At 63.0% G+C, this 15,569-nt stretch carries 13 protein-coding genes and 2 pseudogenes; 6 read left to right on the top strand and 9 right to left on the bottom strand.

The features are described 5' to 3' along the window. Positions 1-272 precede the first annotated feature (272 nt). Genes cybH through NKI58_RS34590 form a run of 5 tightly spaced genes read right to left on the bottom strand, consistent with a single transcriptional unit; the run spans position 273 to position 4,453 of the window. On the bottom strand, positions 273-983 hold the full coding sequence (gene cybH / locus NKI58_RS34610) for a Ni/Fe-hydrogenase, b-type cytochrome subunit (protein WP_023679113.1): 711 nt from the start codon (positions 981-983) through the stop codon (positions 273-275). 9 nt (positions 984-992) lie between these two features. Further along, a complete protein-coding gene (locus NKI58_RS34605; protein WP_280952126.1) occupies positions 993-1,346 on the bottom strand; it encodes a HupE/UreJ family protein in 354 nt (117 codons plus the stop codon). Then, the gene (locus NKI58_RS34600) at positions 1,343-1,567 is read right to left on the bottom strand and encodes a HupE/UreJ family protein (protein WP_051406206.1); all 225 of its coding nucleotides are present in this window, start codon (positions 1,565-1,567) and stop codon (positions 1,343-1,345) included. The genes NKI58_RS34605 and NKI58_RS34600 overlap by 4 nt, the downstream gene beginning before the upstream one ends. A gap of 13 nt (positions 1,568-1,580) precedes the next feature. Next, positions 1,581-3,377, bottom strand: coding sequence for a nickel-dependent hydrogenase large subunit (locus tag NKI58_RS34595; protein WP_023679114.1), 1,797 nt, complete (start codon positions 3,375-3,377; stop codon positions 1,581-1,583). Continuing rightward, a complete protein-coding gene (locus tag NKI58_RS34590) occupies positions 3,377-4,453 on the bottom strand; it encodes a hydrogenase small subunit (protein ID WP_023679115.1) in 1,077 nt (358 codons plus the stop codon). The genes NKI58_RS34595 and NKI58_RS34590 overlap by 1 nt, the downstream gene beginning before the upstream one ends. A 1,006-nt stretch (positions 4,454-5,459) precedes the next feature. On the opposite strand from NKI58_RS34590, the gene NKI58_RS34585 reads away from it, so the two are divergent. Both NKI58_RS34585 and NKI58_RS34580 read left to right on the top strand, forming a co-directional pair. Further along, entirely contained in the window at positions 5,460-5,744 is a 285-nt protein-coding gene (locus NKI58_RS34585; RefSeq protein WP_023679116.1) for a type II toxin-antitoxin system TacA family antitoxin, read from the top strand. Further along, the gene (locus NKI58_RS34580) at positions 5,745-6,254 is read left to right on the top strand and encodes a GNAT family N-acetyltransferase (protein WP_023679117.1); all 510 of its coding nucleotides are present in this window, start codon (positions 5,745-5,747) and stop codon (positions 6,252-6,254) included. It abuts the gene before it with no gap. A 983-nt stretch (positions 6,255-7,237) separates the two neighbouring features. Here NKI58_RS34580 and NKI58_RS34575 read toward each other — a convergent pair. Beyond that, positions 7,238-7,876 (bottom strand): FMN-binding negative transcriptional regulator, encoded by a 639-nt coding sequence (locus NKI58_RS34575; protein ID WP_023679119.1) that lies wholly within the window; start codon positions 7,874-7,876, stop codon positions 7,238-7,240. Positions 7,877-7,907: 31 nt separating this feature from the next. After that, positions 7,908-8,570, bottom strand: a complete 663-nt coding sequence (locus NKI58_RS34570; protein WP_352572066.1) for a helix-turn-helix domain-containing protein — start codon at positions 8,568-8,570, stop codon at positions 7,908-7,910. A 92-nt stretch (positions 8,571-8,662) separates the two neighbouring features. On the opposite strand from NKI58_RS34570, the gene NKI58_RS34565 reads away from it, so the two are divergent. Together NKI58_RS34565 and NKI58_RS34560 are read left to right on the top strand one after the other, a co-directional pair. Further along, the gene (locus NKI58_RS34565) at positions 8,663-9,808 is read left to right on the top strand and encodes a trans-sulfuration enzyme family protein (RefSeq protein ID WP_023679121.1); all 1,146 of its coding nucleotides are present in this window, start codon (positions 8,663-8,665) and stop codon (positions 9,806-9,808) included. Between the two features lie 99 nt (positions 9,809-9,907). Continuing rightward, positions 9,908-10,075: a hypothetical protein gene (locus tag NKI58_RS34560; RefSeq protein ID WP_198023621.1), complete on the top strand. Its 168-nt coding sequence runs from the start codon at positions 9,908-9,910 to the stop codon at positions 10,073-10,075. Here the strand turns inward: NKI58_RS34560 and NKI58_RS34555 are convergent. Beyond that, a pseudogene (locus tag NKI58_RS34555) lies at positions 9,998-11,022 on the bottom strand (class I tRNA ligase family protein); the annotation flags it as partial. The gene NKI58_RS34560 and the pseudogene NKI58_RS34555 sit on opposite strands and share 78 nt — an antisense overlap. A gap of 484 nt (positions 11,023-11,506) precedes the next feature. Here NKI58_RS34555 and NKI58_RS34550 point away from each other — a divergent pair. Beyond that, the gene (locus NKI58_RS34550; protein WP_031213434.1) at positions 11,507-13,153 is read left to right on the top strand and encodes an MFS transporter; all 1,647 of its coding nucleotides are present in this window, start codon (positions 11,507-11,509) and stop codon (positions 13,151-13,153) included. Positions 13,154-13,853: 700 nt separating this feature from the next. Further along, positions 13,854-14,355, top strand: a pseudogene (locus NKI58_RS34545) (IS5 family transposase); the annotation flags it as partial. On the opposite strand, the gene NKI58_RS34540 reads toward NKI58_RS34545, so the two are convergent. After that, positions 14,343-15,068, bottom strand: a complete 726-nt coding sequence (locus NKI58_RS34540; RefSeq protein ID WP_352854454.1) for an NAD(P)H-dependent flavin oxidoreductase — start codon at positions 15,066-15,068, stop codon at positions 14,343-14,345. The pseudogene NKI58_RS34545 and the gene NKI58_RS34540 sit on opposite strands and share 13 nt — an antisense overlap. Between the last annotated feature and the right edge of the window lie 501 nt (positions 15,069-15,569).

The raw sequence follows: 15,569 nt of genomic DNA, 5'->3' as shown, positions 1-15,569 counted from the left end.
CCCCCGGCCCCCCCGCCGCCCCCCCCCCCCCCCCCCCCCGCCCCCCCCGCCCCCCCCCCCCCCCCCCCCCCCCCCCCCCCCCCCCCCCCCCCCCCCCCCCCGCCCCCCCCCCCCCCCGCCCCCCCCCCCCCGCCCCCCCCCCCCCCCCCCCCCCCCCCCCCCTCCCGACCCGCCCCCCCCCCCGCCCCCCCCCCCCCCCCCCCCACCCCCCCCCCACCCCCCCCGCCGCCGCCCCCCCCCCCCCCCCCCCGGCAGGTGAGGTCGCGAAAGTCCTAGTGGGAATCACGAGGCGCGCCGTTGCCGCGAAAGGTCCGCCAGCCGGAGAACATCGAGGAGATGATCGACTGCTTCGACATGATGTCCTCGCGCACCGCGGCATAGATATGGATGATCACGAAGCAGATGATCACCCACATGCCGAGATGGTGCCAGGTATGCACGTCCTGACTCTGACCGAGAAGTGGGATGACCCAGCTCGAGAACAGGTCGTACTGCCAGGACCCCATGCCGGCCCCCTCGCCGTAGAGCGCCAGTCCGGTCACGATCATGAAGATGGTGAACCAGACGAACAGGAAGTGCATGGCGAGCGTCGCGAGCGGGTTGTGCCCGGAACACTTCATCGGCTCGCTCACCAGCATGGCGTACCAGAGCACCTCGTGCCAGAGCTCCTTCCAGAACCGTCCGTTCCAGACAGGCGGGAGGAATATCTGCCGGGAATGCTCGTTGCCGGCGAAGACCCAGTAGATGCGGAATGCGAAGCCGACGATCAGGACATAGCCCGCAACGAAATGCAGGTAGCGTATCCAGCCGAAGAGGAAACTGGAACTCGCCTCGCCGCCAACCGCCGGCGGCGGCGAGCCGATCAGGTAGCCGGTGCCGGCAAGCATGAGGATGGCGAAGGCATTGACCCAGTGCCAGAGGCGCAGCGGCGCCTCGTAGACATAGACCCCTTCTTCGCCATGCGGAGTTTGGCTCGCGCTCATGGCCGCCCCCTAGCCGCCGAACACGAGCGTAGCGCCCGAGCCGGCAATGACCATGCCGAGCCCGGCGCGCGCCCAAGGCGACGACGCGAGCCTGAGGCCGATGCCGGTGCCGGCCAGATGCAGCGCCGCGGTCGAGAGCGTGAAGCCGGCAATATAGGCAAGTGCCGCGCCGGTCGTCTCGCTCGCATGGGCATGGCCATGGAAGAGGGCGAAGAACCCGGCAAGGCCGATGCCGAGCATGCCGGGAAGGCCGGCACCGGCGACGATCATGATGCCGAGAGCAAGCACGGATAGCGCGATCATGCCTTCGACCGCTGGCAGGCGGATGCCGGCAAAGGCCAACGCCGCACCCGTCATCATCATCGCCACGAAGGTTGCTGGGCCACCAGGACCCGCGACGGCATGGCCACCGCCGACCAGACCCCGACCGCCGCCATGGCGAGAAGGTGGTCGAGTCCCATCAGCGGATGGGCGATGCCGGCGGCGAACCCGTCGGCATGCCCTGCGCCGACATGGGCGAGCGCCGGGCTGGCAAGGACCGCGAGCGAAGCTGCGGCGCCAAGTTTCAGGATAGCGTGTCTCATTTCGATTCCTCCCCTAGCGCACTTTGACATTGGCAAGTTCCTGTCCGTCCGGACCCATGACATGGGTCGAACAGGCAAGGCACGGATCGAAGCTGTGGATCGTCCGCAGGATCTCGACCGGCTCCTCCGGCCGCTCCACCTTGGTCTCCATCAGCGACGCTTCGAAGGCGCCGATATTGCCGGCATGGTCGCGTGGCGAGCCGTTCCAGGTGGTCGGCACGACGCATTGGTAGTTTTCGATCCGGCCGTTCTTGATGCGTATCCAGTGGCCCAACGCCCCGCGCGGCGCTTCGGTGAAGCCGACCCCCTTGACTTCGGCGGGCCAGGACTTCGGATCCCATTTCTGGGTATTGGCCGTCGAGCTGTCTCCAGCCTTGATGGTGGCGATCAGCTTGTCCATGAAGTAGACCTGCTTGCGGGCCGCCCACTGTGCTTCCAGCGCGCGCGCAGCGGTGCGGCCGAGCGTCGAGAACAGCCCCGTCAGCGGTACGCCGAGTGCCCGCAGCGTCGAGTCGACCTGCTCCTTGATCTCCTCGTGGCCCTGGACGTAGCCGACGACATAGCGGGCGAGCGGCCCTACCTCCATCGCATGGCCGCGCCAGCGCGGCGCCTTGATCCAGGAATATTTCGCGCTCTCGTCGATTTCGCGGATGTCGGTGCGCGTGCCCTTGGCATTCGGCCCGAGCTGATAGTTCGGCTCCGTGATACCATCCCATGGATGCAGGCCCTTCGCCTCGTCCGGGTATTTGTACCAAGAGTGGGGCACAAACTCCTGGATCTGCTCGGGATCGCGCACGTCAACGGGCAGCACCTCTTTGAGGTTGCCATCGATGATCGCGCCCTGGGGCATCATCAGGTTGGCTGCCGAATAGTCGTTGGCTTTGTCGGGGATGTCGCCATAGGCAAGAACGCTCTTGCCCGACAGCCCGCCGCCATAGAGCCAGCCCTTGTAGAGACTGCCGATCGCGATGATGTCGGGGATGTAGACGTTGTCGACGAAGGCGATGGCGCGCTCGATGACGCTGCGGACGTAGTTCAGCCGCTCCATGTTGATCGGCGCGCCGGCCGCCATCTCACCGTCGATGTTGATCGCACAAGGCACGCCCCCCACCAGCCAGTTGGGATGGATGTCCTTGCCGCCGAAGATCGTGCGCGTCGTCATGATCTCCTTCTGGAAGTCAAGCGCTTCCAGATAGTGCGTCACCGCCATCAGATTGGCCTCCGGCGGCAGCAGATAGGCCGGGTTGGTCCAGTAGCCGTTCTTGAACGGCCCGAGCTGGCCGCTCTCGACGAACTTCTTCAGCCGGTTCTGGATGTCACGGAAATAGCCCGGCGAGGACATCGGGTGGCTCGGCGAAACCGCCTGCTGCAGCTCCGACGTCGCCTTCGGGTCGGCTCTCAATGCGTTAACCGGATTGACCCAGTCGAGCGCGTGCAGGTGGTAGAAGTGGACCAGATGATCGTGCACCTGCAACGAGAGCTGCATGATGTTGCGGATCGAATTGGCGTTCTCCGGGATTATGATGCCCAGTGCGTCCTCGACCGCACGCACCGAGGTGAGCGCGTGCGTGCCGGTGCACACGCCGCAGATGCGCTGGGTGAAGGCCCAGGCGTCGCGCGGGTCGCGGCCCTTGAGGATGACCTCGAGCCCGCGCCACATGGTGCCGGTCGAGACCGCGTTGCGGATGATGTTGTTCTCGTCGATGTTCACCTCGCAGCGCATATGGCCTTCGATCCGCGTGACCGGATCGACGACCACGCGCTGGCCGGAGGTGTCGAGATTGAAGCCGTTCGGCGTCTGGATGACCATCACTTGTTCCCTCCCTTTTCGCGCATCCGCTTGACCACGCTCGCCGCCGCATGCGCGGCCGCGGCGGCGCCGATGAGGGTCGCGGCCGTCGTGCCGATCCTGTCGGCATCGGCCTCGATGCCGAAGCCGTGGACGCGGGTCAGGCGGCTGTAGAAATCGCCCTTGTCCCAGAAGCCGTCCTCGGAGCAGCCGATGCAGGGATGGCCGGCCTGGATCGGGAAGGAGAGGCCGCCGTTCCAGCCCACCGTCGAGCAGGCGTTGTAAGTGGTCGGTCCCTTGCAGCCGACCTTGTAGAGGCAATAGCCCTTGCGCGCGCCCTCGTCATCGAAGGACTCGACGAACTGGCCGGCGTCGAAATGCGGGCGCCGATAGCATTTGTCGTGGATGCGCTGGCTGTAGAACATCTTCGGCCGGCCCTGCCGGTCGAGCTCTGGGAATTTTTCAAAGGTCAGGATGTAGGTGATGACGGCCGTCATCACTTCTGGGATCGGCGGGCAGCCGGGAACCTTGATGATCGGCTTGTCCGGCAGGCCCGGAACCTTATGGACGGGCGTGGCCCGCGTCGGGTTCGGCCGCGCGGCCTGCACGCAGCCCCAGGAGGCGCAGGAGCCCCAGGAGATGATCGCCTTGGCGTTGGAGGCGGCATGGTTGAGCTGGTCGACGAAGGGCTTGCCGCCGATGATGCAGAACATGCCGTCCTCGTTGAGCGGCGCATTGCCTTCGACCGCGAGGATGTAGTTGCCCTTGTACTGTTCGACGACCTCGTCGACGATCGCCTCGGCCTGATGGCCGGCGGCCGCCATGAGCGTGTCGTCATAATCGAGTGAAAGCATCGACAGCACGACGTCCTTGGCGAGCGGGTGCGCCGAGCGGATGAAGCTTTCGGAGCAGCAAGTGCATTCAAGCCCGTGCAGCCACAGCACCGGAATGCGCGGCTTGGACTCCATCGCGTAAGCTATTTTCGGCGCAAAGGCCGGTCCAAGGCCGAGGGAAGCCGCCGTCAGGCTGCAGAATTTCAGGAAACTTCGGCGGGTGATCCCCTGTCGGCGCATGACCTCGTAGAATGTTTGTTGCATCAGGCCTTCCTCCACAGGCGGCGGCGTCTCCTGGTGCCGCGGACATGCGAAGGCGGAGCAAGTCCGATGCCAGAGTTAAAAAGCCGAATAAATTCAAAACTCAGATGCTCTTCGAGGCGTTGACTTGTTCCGGTCGCCGGCAAAGGAGTGGAAACCGGGCTGGCAGATTTCGAACAAAGTTTCCGCGATGCGGCGAGACGAGCGAAGAGGCCTGGCGGCGGGTGCCGACGGGATTTCGGCGGGCCTCGACCGACCTCGCCCAGAGCCACGCGCGGCTTGTCAGGACGGCCGAGCAGATCGCGCTTGGCCTGCGCGGCTACAGCAGACTGGGAATCGCGGGATTTGCACCATCTACTCGTCGCCGCTTGCGTTGAAACCGCTGTTGTCGGGTTTGTCGCATCCGCGACACGGTGATGTTCGGCCGCGCGCCGCCGCACTCGCAGCTAAGCCGTTGAATAAAATGCAGACTGGTTTGTCTGAGGCTGCACGTGCCGCGGTCGTGACCGGTCTTTCATTGCGTGAGGCCGAACGTGCGATTGCAGCTCCTGCCGCCGCGCAAAGAGAGGTTCAAGATTTGTGCCAACTGCGCTTGGCCGGCAGGTGGCATAGAGCGGCGCCTGAGAATGAAAGTGCCGGCCGCCCAGCCTTCATAGCCGTTCCTCCTTTGTGGCGTGACGGCCCGAAAGTCGCCATCGCGTCAGATGTTCATCAGGGTTCGGCATAGCCGGGGCTCGTCCGGCGACAGTCATGGCAGCGACTTCGCTTCTGGAGCCGCTCATCCGGCCGATAAGAACACATGCGCGTCCTAAGCCGTAATTGATCCGCCGGAGCTGACCAAAGCCACCTTGCTCTGGGTTGCGGCAATGGCGATTGCAGGCGAGAAGCCGAGAAGAACCGATGCCGCGAGGAGTCCTGAGGCCATCCGTCCACGAGACGTCACCAGGGAACGAAGTATTGCGTTCCGCGTTACACTACCGTATATACGTCCGCAGCACAGGAGCGCGCCATGGCCACCACAGCCACCAGGAAGGAAACACCCGTCTCGATGCGGTTTCGCGACGATGATCTCACCATCATCGACCGCGGCGCGGAGCTGCTCGGCCTGTCGCGCACGGAGTTCATGCGGCGCGCCGCGCTGCACGAGGCGCAGACGGCCATCCTCAACGAAACCGTCATCCGCGTGTCCCCGGAAGCTTATGACGCCTTCATGCAGGCGATCTCAGCCCCCGCCGCTGCGCCCCCGCCGAAGGCGGCCGAGCGGCTGCGTCGGTCCCCGCCCTGGGACCGCTAGGTGGCGCTTTCAGGCATCGAACTCCTCGACGACGCGCACCGCCTCGACAGCTTCGATTGCGGCAAGCCGGCGCTGAACGCTTGGCTGGCCGGCTTCGCGCGAACGAACCAGGTCCGCGGCTTTACCCGGGTCCTGGTCGTTCACGATGAGGGAACAGTCGTCGGCTATTACGGCCTCGCGCCGGGCGTGATCCAGCCAAACAGCGCACCGCGCGCCATCCGCACCGGACGCCCGCCCGATCCGATCCCCTGCCTGTTGATTGGACAACTCGCCGTCGACCATCGCTATGCCGGACAAGGCATCGGCAGCGGCCTGGTCAAGGACGCGCTGCATCGCTGCGTCGCCGGCGCCGACATCGTCGGCGGCCGCGCAGTGGTGGTGCGGGCGATCGACGCCGAGGCCGAGCGCTACTGGCAGAGCTGGGGCTTCATTCCCGCGCGGGACAATCCGTCGGTGCTCATGCGCTCGATCCAGGACGTGGGCCTCTGGCTGGCCGACAAAGGCCACTAGCTCCACGCGCGTAGCGCCTCCCGTAGCGGCAGCGTCCGGGCGCGCCGGCCTGCAGCCGGATGACGATCCCTCACGCAGGGCCAGAGGGAGACGGCGGTCAGAGCGAGGAAGCTAGCAATAATCTGGGCGACTGGGCTGCCTACCAGGTCCCGTCTCGTGAAGGCGCTAGAGGATACTGGATCCAGCCGCCAAAGACCGGGAGATGGCGCGACGCGCGGACTTTGGGATGATAGTCTGGGACGGCGCATCGCCCGGCACGGCCGTCAACGTGCTTCAGCTCGCCATCGCGAACAAGCCGTGCGTCATTTGCGATCTGGCCAGGGGCAGCATGGCGACTACGTACAATGTGGGAGACTGGTGCGCCATGCTCCGCGATGCCGGTCCAGACATTCGGCGCGCCAAGCCGAAGCCCGCATGGCCCCGGACGAGCGCCTGGCGTTGCCGGGATGATGTACGCGCGGTCCCGGCGGGTTCGACCCGATAGGCTTGATCCGGCCCCGCCCCCAACTCCACTTGTATGAACGGCCGGGGCCGGCCCTTTTCGAAACCGGCCCACCGCCGCGTGACGTTTGCAGGATGATCGTCTTGACCCGTCTCGCATCTGAAGCGGGTGCAAGCCTGCCGAACATTCCGGCTGCTTGGTCATCCAACCTGGCTGCGAGGCATCGCCACCGTGGGGGTGGCGTTCGCTGCCAGTCGGCTCCGATCTCGAAACCGCTGCGCCGCCATACCGAACACGCAACTCGGTTTAAGCGCCAGGCTGCTGTTCGAGGTATTGACGACCCAGGCGACATGACCGGAAAGGCTGGCGGGGTAAGCAGCTTCCATCGATCCGGCGGCATTGCGGATGTGGCTGGCGATGGCGGCCTGAGTTCTTGTCCATCTGCCGCATAGCGGGTGGTCAGGTGCTGGCCGAAGCATTTGTCTCTCAAGGTCACCCCTTGGAAATCCAGCACCAGCGGCTTGTCGGGACAAGATAGATGCTATCGGGATTTGGCCGCCGCAGCCGCGAGCATCGCTTCTCCCATCCCATTGACGCCTCGGGCATTCAGCATTTCACCAGCGTTCTGAATGTCGCGCACCTCTTTGTTCTGGCTGAGTTTTGATTTACCAACCAGGCCGGTGATCTCGATTTCCAGGGCGACGATCCCCTTAACCATCGTGTCAATGAAGTCCTTCGGCGCGTCGCCCATCTTCCACGGGGCAGGCTGCGAGGCTTCATGCATGTGAGTGAGCTTCGCCACGTTACGGCGCACATAGCGCTCATCATCCCGGACAGTGATGCGTCCGTGGGCGTGGACGACGAGATAGTTCCATGTGGGCACCTGCTTATGGAATTCATGCTTGCTTGGATACCAGTTCGGCGAGATGTAAGCGTCGGCCGCACGGAAGATAACGAGGACTTCATCGCCATTGGCAACTTCCTCCCAGACTGGATTTTTGCGTGCAACATGGCAATTGAGGACGCCTTTGTCTCCCTTCGAGCGGTCAAGCTCGAAGGGAATGTGGTTCGCGTCGAGTGTGCCTTTGCTGTGGGTGACCAGGATACCGAGCGGATGTCTCCCGATTAGGTCAAGCAGGGTGTTGTGATCGGGGACGGCAAAATGGGGCGGAACGTACAACGGTGGATCTCCTGTCGCGAATGGGCGGTCGTTAGCGAGCGGCGGTGTCTTGCGGAACGGGCCCGGGCATCTTCGTTGCCGGCGAAGAGGGCCCCGGATCTCGCTGTCCACCATGCTCAAGAACTGCCATCGAGAAGTGGGCAGGCAGATCAGATGCCGCCGCGTATGAGTGCGGTTGGTCAGTGACAAGCCGCACACTCTCGCCTTGGCTCAAAATTACTGCGTGGGTACCCACCACGACACTTAGGGACCCCTGAGTCACCGAGATCAGCTCGCGCGTATCCGGACTATGAGCATCTGCGGAAAACACGTCGCCCGGCATAATGGCCCAGCTCCACAGTTCGAACATCGTTCGTCCCGAGATCGATGAATGAAGTTGTGCAAAGCTTCCTTTAGCGCTTGTCCAAAGCGTCCTCGTCTCTGTCCGCTCAATAGGAAGGCGAACTGTGGAAGGATGGTCATTCAACAAATCGGCCACCGAAAGCGAAAACGCCGCCGCCAGTCGGCAAAGTATGCCGATGCTGGGGTTCGCCTTGCCTTGCTCCAGCGTGACGACGGTTCCCTTGGATAAGCCGCTCAGTTTTGCCAGTCGATCCAGGGTCAGGTTTTGGTCGCGCCTCAATTGTCGGATCCGAACCGCTATCGCTTGGCCAAGCACCCGCTCGGGGTCCAACGCTGTCGTAACATCGGTCATTATATTGACTTAGTGCCTCGGCTCACTTATTACGGTCAATATAATGACCGGCCTGAAATTGTGCAACTGCCCCGTTAGCGAGGAAATGACCGATGCGTTTTGAAACAAAGGCGATCCATTGCGGCCGAGCTGTCGACGCTTCCACAGGGGCGGTGTCCCTGCCGCTGCACACCAGCACGACGTTCCGACGTAGCGTCGACGGCTCGTTTCCTTCCGGATTCGAATACACGCGGGATGGAAATCCGACGCGCAACGCGTTCGAAATGGCCATGGCCGCGCTCGAGGGCGGAGAAGATGGCATTGCCTTCGCGTCGGGCATGGCTGCAATCGCTGCAGTCTTTGAGAGCCATCCGTCGACGGGTCGGATCGTTCTGCCGGATGACATGTATTTCGGCATTCGTTCGCTGATTGACGAGACCGACATTGGATCTCGCTTCGACTTTGCGGCCGTCGACATGCGCGATCTGGATGCCGTGCGCGCCGCGGTCACGTCGAAGCGGACTGGCCTCGTCTGGGTCGAGACGCCGTCAAACCCGATGATCCGCGTTGTCGACATTTCGGCCATCTGCAAAATCGCGCACGAGGCTGGCGCCTTGGCCGTAGTGGACAACACGTGGGCAACTCCAGTGCTTCAACGGCCCCTCGAAGTTGGGGCGGACGCGGTCATGCACTCGGCGACAAAGTACATCGGCGGCCACTCGGACTTGATGGCGGGCGTCGTCATTGTCCCGCACTCGTCACCCCTCGGTCGCCCACTGCGGATGGTCCAGAGACACAAGGGCAGCGTCGCAGCGCCATTCGACTGTTGGCTGGCATTGCGGGGCCTGCAGACATTGTCGGTACGCGTGCGCGCGCATTGCGAAGGCGCCCAGAAGGTTGCTGAGGCTTTGGCGTCTCATCCGCGTGTCGAAAAAGTACTTTTTCCTGGCCTGCAAACTGATCCGGGACACGATCTCGCTAAGCGGCAAATGAGCCATTACGGAGCGATGCTATCCTTTATCGTCAAAGGCGGAGCCGATGCTGCGATGGCTGTGGCCGGCCGCCTCGAGGTTGTTGCCCGGGCGACAAGCCTTGGCGGGACGCACTCTCTGATTGAGCATCGCGCATCCGTCGAGGGTGCCAAGTCCAAGGCGCCAGGCGGATTACTGCGAATCTCAGTGGGACTTGAGCATCCTCAGGACATTGTCGATGATCTGATGCAGGCCCTAGGCGGAACCTTCAAAGCGGCAGCCGAATGACGCGGGTGCAAGAACTCTGGCAGCGCTTTACGTGGCGGCTGGCGCAGCAATGCGGCCTGCTACGGTTGGGCGCCTAGATCAGGCAAAGCATCTTCGACGATGCTTAGATTTCGATCGAAAATCTCGGTGTCGGATGCGTTGGCGCGGAGAGACCGCACCTTGTTCAGGATCGCCGCAACCGCCGCTTCAGGCCTGGCGATGCGGCTCGACCTTTTCGAGGAAACCGCCGGTCTGCATCAGCTCGGCGATCTTCTTGTGCGCGACTAAACGGTCGAGACCGTCGAGCTCGCCCCAGACCGCCTAGCGCTCCGGCGTCACCTCCAGCCCGGCGAGAAAGTCCTCATTGTCCTTGAGGCTCACCGCCGCATTGACGGTGAGGATATTGACCGCCGGCAGCCGGTGGCGCTTGCCGGCCTCGAAATCATTGAAGTCATGCGCCGGCGTGATCTTGACCGCACCGCTGCCTTTTTCGGGATCGGAATACTCGTCCGCCACCACCGGGATCCTGCGGCCGACGATCGGCAGGATGAGGTTCTTGCCGACGAGATGCCGGAAACGCTCGTCGTCGGGGTGGACTGCGACAGCCGTATCGCCCAGCATCGTCTCCGGCCGGGTCGTCGCAACGGTGATGAAGGTCTTCGGATTTTCCGGATCGAAGGTCATGCCTTCGACCGGATAGCGGAAGTGCCAGAGGTTGCCGTTGACTTCCTGCTGCTCGACCTCGAGATCCGAGATGGCGGTCAACAGCTTCGGGTCCAAGTTCACAAGGCGCTTGTCCTTGTAGATCAGCCCTTCCTTGTAGAGCGTCACGAACACTTCGAGCACGGCCTTGGACAGGCCCTCCTCCATGGTGAAGCGCTCCCGGCTCCAGTCGGCCGAGGCCCCGAGCCGCTTCAGCTGGTTGAGGATGGCGCCGCCGGATTCTGCCTTCCATTCCCACACCTTGTCGATGAACTCATCGCGCGTCAGGTCGCGGCGGTGGATCTGATTTTGCATCAGCTGGCGCTCGACCACCATCGCGTGGCGATGCCGGCATGGTCCATGCCTGGTTGCCAAAGAACGTTCTTGCCGCGCATGCGCTCGAAGCGCACCAGAATGTCCTGCAGCGTGTTGTTGAGCGCGTGGCCCATATGCAGCGAGCCGGTGACATTCGGCGGCGGGATGACGATAGTGAAGGCTTCAGCCCCCTCCTCGGCCCCGGCACCGGCCCGAAACGTCTTTTCAAGCGTATTATGTTTTTTGTGCATAGACCAACGAGTTGAACGGCGGCCCCATAAATCGCCGATGTGATAGGTCGGGCAAAGGCGTCCACCAGCTCGTACTTGTCAGGACGATGCCACCCTTGATCTTGCACCCGCCTCCGATACCAGCGATGCGCTGCGTCATATGCTCATGCCTGTCAGGATGGGATGGGCGCTGCTAGCACCGTGGCAGTTTGACAACCCGGCCATCGGGGCGGTAGCACCGTCCAAGACCAAGAGTCGCAGGGCAGACCGCACCCCATCGGGCTGCGCGACCCAGACCAGCTGACGCCCAACTGGCACACTCATCGCGCATCAGCACCGTGGATGCGACATCTACTTTGTTTACTTTGTTGCGAGCGCGATATCGGAACTTGGTTGTGACGCAGCTGTGCGTAAGCGCACCGCTGTCAGCAAGTGAGTGAGCGAAAGAACTACGTGGTGGAGGTGAGAAGTCATGCGGCGTCAAGATTCCCCGCCCTTTGCGGCAAACACACTGATCCCTCTTCAGAATCCGGTCTTTCGTTCGATCTGGACAGCCACGCAGATATCCAGCCTTGGCTGGCTGGTGCAGAGCGTGGCTATAAGCTGGCTTATGGCAACGATTTCAGCCTCCGATCTGATGGTTGCGCTCGTGCAGGCTGCATCGACACTGCCCGCCTTCTTCTTGTCGATCCTTGCTGGAGCGATTGCAGACAGCTTCAGCCGCCGCGGCGTGATGCTTGCCGGACATTGCCTGATCGCATTGGCATCCACGGCGCTGGCTCTCTCTGTTGGACTGGGCTTTGTCAGTCCATGGCTGATCTTGGGACTGAGTTTCTTGGCGGGATGCGGCTTTGCCTTGAATGATCCAGCCTGGCACGCCTCGGTCGGCGACATCCTGGAAAAGCGCGACATACCCGCTGCAGTGACGCTGATGTCGGTGGGGTACAACGTGGTTCGGAGCATAGGACCGGCGCTGGGCGGTGTAATTTTGGCTTTGCTGGGCCCCCTTACGGCTTTCGCCTTCGCTGCGCTGACCGACCTGGTCCCATTGAGCGCTGTCCTGCGCTCCAAGTGGCAAGTTCGTTCTTCGCCTCTTCCGCGCGAGCGGATGACGACGGCCATTCATGATGGCATGCGCTTCACGGCAATCTCCTCGGAGATCAGAGTGGCGATCGTGCGTGCAACCCTGTTCGGGCTGTCAAGCATCTCGATCCTTGCTCTGCTCCCCCTCCTGGTTCGCGACCAACTGGCGGGGGGGCCAATTGTTTACGGCGTCCTGTTGGCCGGCTTCGGCACAGGCGCCTTCATCGCGGGCATTGGCAATAGCTACTTGAGACGCATCACGTCCCAAAATCGATTGATCACGCTCGCGTCCGTTGCTTGCGCAACGTGTTGCCTTTTACTGGCTCTCACATCATCGGTGGCTGTAGCAGCGATCGCGCTTGCAATCGCTGGCGCCGGCTGGGTTGTCACCTGGACCGGAACCGACGTGTGTGTGCAGTTGGCAAGCCCAAGGTGGGTCGTTGGTCGCACCCTGTCGATCTATTACGCCCTGACCTACGGCGGCATGGCAGCGGGCAGCTGGATCTGGGGTGCTGTCGCGCAGTACTATTCCCTGACGTGGGCTTTGGAAGGTGCTGCAGCGGCGCTGTTGCTGGTTGCAGCTGTGGGAAAGCTATTGCCGGTACGGCTATGGGAGGAATCGGATCAAGGGGCCTTCGACTTCAGGCCACCAGAACTGGCCCTCGATTTGAAGCCCAGGAGCGGCCCGATCGTGATCAAGGTGGAGTACTCGATCCCCGAGGAGAATATCGAGGAATTTCTGAGCTGCATGCGCGAAAGGCGGCGCGTTCAGAGCCGTGCCGGTGCGCGGGACTGGACCCTCCAGCGCGATCTTCAGAACTCGACTCTTTGGACCGAGACATTCCGCACGCCGACATGGACGGACTATCTTCGTCTAAACCATCGGCTAACGGTGACTGACAGGGAGGTAGGCGAGCGCCTTGCCGCTCTGCGGGTCGGTGATTCTCCTCCTCGTCTCTCACTTTCGATCGAGCGGTCGACAAGCCCCGCCCCCGGCAGCCAAGTCCAGCCTGTGCCCTTTGTATCGCGCCCGTAAGGAAACCAGTAACTTTTCTGGGCTCGGACACGGGAATGGCCGAGACCTACTCCTTCTCTCGTCGGGTCAGCCCGGATTGCCATACCTTGCGGCCGGTTAGGCGAGCATGAGGATTTGTGTGGCACGTATGTCCACCACGGGCCCATGTCCAGCCCCACCGCCTCTGCCATCAGATCGGCTTGGGGACGGGTTCAGGTCGCCTGTCCCCGTGCATCGCGGCGAGCAGCGGGGAGCAAGGGGGGCGGAGGGGTCTCGCCGGGCACGGAGTGAAGCGGGCAGACGGAGGAATCCGCCACCTGCGGCGCGACAATGAAGCTGCGAGCGTTGCCTCAATCAAGATGAGAATGCTGGCGGGTTGGAACGCAGGGAGGGCGTAGCCCGACTGGAGTTTCAACCCGCCAGCGCCGCCGCCTTTTCGGGCTTCAGCGCGCGCGTGGATTTTCTGCATTTAGCTGCAGCGAAGGTCCCGGTGGTGCGGTGGAAGCGCACCCGGGGCATCTTGGACTTATTATCCAGGACTGCTGCATTGCCACAGCAATGGTCACAACCTGCTAGGGTCCGGACCCATAAAGGGTTCCACTGACGGTGGTTTTATGATTCACGGTCTCCAAAGGGAGGCCACCGATGAATCGCGATTATTTCTGGCTGACCGAGGAGCAGTTTTCGCGGCTGCAGGCGCTGCTGCCAACCGACACGCGCGGCAAGCGCTGGCGGTCCTCCGGCTGAGGTCCTGATCGACTCTTCGGCCGTGAAGGCGCATCGCTGCGCTTCTGCCGGCAAAGGGGGGAGCAAAATCAGGCGATTGGCCGGTCGCGCGGTGGGCGAACCACGAAGATCCACGCCCTGACCGATGGCCTGTGCCGCCCGATCGCTTTCCTCTTGACCGGTGGCCAGGTCGCCGATTGCAGCGCCGGAGATTTGCTTCTGGAGCAGATGCCCGAGAGCCCGATCCTGCACGCCGACAAGGGCTATGACACCAATGCCATTCGCCACAAGGTCGAGGCTAAAGGGGCGATGCCGAACATTCCGTCGAAAGCCAACCGGCGCTGGAAGAACTGCTTCTCCCCTTCCTCTACCGTGATCGCAACGCCATGTTTGGACGGCTCAAGGATTTCCGCCGCATTGCCACCAGCTACGATCGATCGGCCACTAACTTCCTCGCTGCCGTCTGCCTCGCCGCTACGGTCGGTTACTGGCTGTGACAGTTGTCCTCGACAAGCAGAAGCGAACTTGCGCCCTGAAGCAGGGTGATCGCTTCAGAAACGGTGCGAAGGAGTATGTCACTCGCCGGCTCGATGTCGTGGATGAGGCCGGCGGCCTCACCAATCATGATCGCGGCTATCGTGGGATCGCCGCTTGCCCACGCTTCGCGGTAGGCAGCGGACTGCGCGTCAATGTCGGCGAGGAGATGGGCCTCATTGCCGTGCCAGGCTTCCGTAAAAGCATTCTTCCGAACGCGCAGTGAAAACCGCGGTGGCCAATCCAGGCGGCGCGCTAGGTCCATCACCGAGGTTCGAACCGTGTCGTCTCCGGTCGCGGCAAGGGCAGCCTGGTGCAGATTTGGATGAACGAGAGCCTCCAACGAGGCCCAGAAACGTGATCCCATCACGACGCCATCAGCGCCAAGCATCAGCGCCGCTGCGAGCCCACGACCATCGGCGATGCCACCGGCCGCGCAGATGAGCGTGTCCGGCGCCCGTCGCAGTACCAAGTTCGCGACCTCCGGAACAAATGTGAATGTCGCTCGCTTCTCACCGTGACCGCCGGCTTCCGCGCCTTGGGCGACGACGATGTCGGCTCCGGCATCAAGAGCGCGGCGCGCGGCGTCGAGGCTCTGGACCTGGCAGATCAAGGGGACCCCGGCGGCCCGTATCGCCGGCGAAAAAGGCGCCGGGTCGCCAAAGGATAGGAAAATCGCACTTGGTCGCGGCTCCAGGGCCTTATCCAGTAGGCGCGGGTTCCTGGCGAGTGACCAAGTTACGAAGCCGCAGCCGACAGGTCGGTTGCCAGATCGCTCGAACTCTCGCGTCAGCCAATCAGCGTCGCCATAGCCGCCGCCGATAAGCCCAAGCCCTCCGGCTGTATGACCGCACCTGCGGGTTCCCCGCCCGATGCGAATGCCAACGGCGCGCTGATGATCGGATGCTGCAGTTTAAGCCGATCAGTGAGACGGGTTACGATGCGCATCATGAGTCCAACAGATTGCCTTGAGTATCGCAGGTTCGGTTGATCCTATCGAGCCCCGCTCAGCGCCCCGCGATTAACGGCAACCAGAGCCGCCAGTCGACCAACGGTTATGAGTCCGGACCTTAGTACTACAGTTGCGGATGCCGATGCCGTTTGTAGTGACAGATGGTGGCCGCGGCCTGATGTCGTCGTCGCCATAGCGACCAGGCGATGATGAAGGGCTTTTGTG

Origin of the sequence: Mesorhizobium sp. M0522 (genome assembly GCF_040321085.1) — a bacterium.
Lineage (GTDB): Bacteria > Pseudomonadota > Alphaproteobacteria > Rhizobiales > Rhizobiaceae > Mesorhizobium.
Note: the sequence above shows the minus strand (reverse complement) of the source record. Positions and strands in the feature narration are given on the sequence as shown.

Excerpts from the sequence above, each read along its gene's own strand:
- NKI58_RS34570 (WP_352572066.1), bottom strand. The coding sequence starts at position 8,570 with ATGACCGATGTTACGACAGCGTTGGACCCCGAGCGGGTGCTTGGCCAA.
- NKI58_RS34550 (WP_031213434.1), top strand. The coding sequence starts at position 11,507 with ATGCGGCGTCAAGATTCCCCGCCCTTTGCGGCAAACACACTGATCCCT.
- NKI58_RS34560 (WP_198023621.1), top strand. The coding sequence starts at position 9,908 with ATGCTTAGATTTCGATCGAAAATCTCGGTGTCGGATGCGTTGGCGCGG.
- NKI58_RS34585 (WP_023679116.1), top strand. The coding sequence starts at position 5,460 with ATGGCCACCACAGCCACCAGGAAGGAAACACCCGTCTCGATGCGGTTT.
- NKI58_RS34605 (WP_280952126.1), bottom strand. The coding sequence starts at position 1,346 with ATGATGATGACGGGTGCGGCGTTGGCCTTTGCCGGCATCCGCCTGCCA.
- NKI58_RS34600 (WP_051406206.1), bottom strand. The coding sequence starts at position 1,567 with ATGAGACACGCTATCCTGAAACTTGGCGCCGCAGCTTCGCTCGCGGTC.
- NKI58_RS34565 (WP_023679121.1), top strand. The coding sequence starts at position 8,663 with ATGCGTTTTGAAACAAAGGCGATCCATTGCGGCCGAGCTGTCGACGCT.
- NKI58_RS34590 (WP_023679115.1), bottom strand. The coding sequence starts at position 4,453 with ATGCAACAAACATTCTACGAGGTCATGCGCCGACAGGGGATCACCCGC.
- NKI58_RS34595 (WP_023679114.1), bottom strand. The coding sequence starts at position 3,377 with ATGGTCATCCAGACGCCGAACGGCTTCAATCTCGACACCTCCGGCCAG.
- cybH (WP_023679113.1), bottom strand. The coding sequence starts at position 983 with ATGAGCGCGAGCCAAACTCCGCATGGCGAAGAAGGGGTCTATGTCTAC.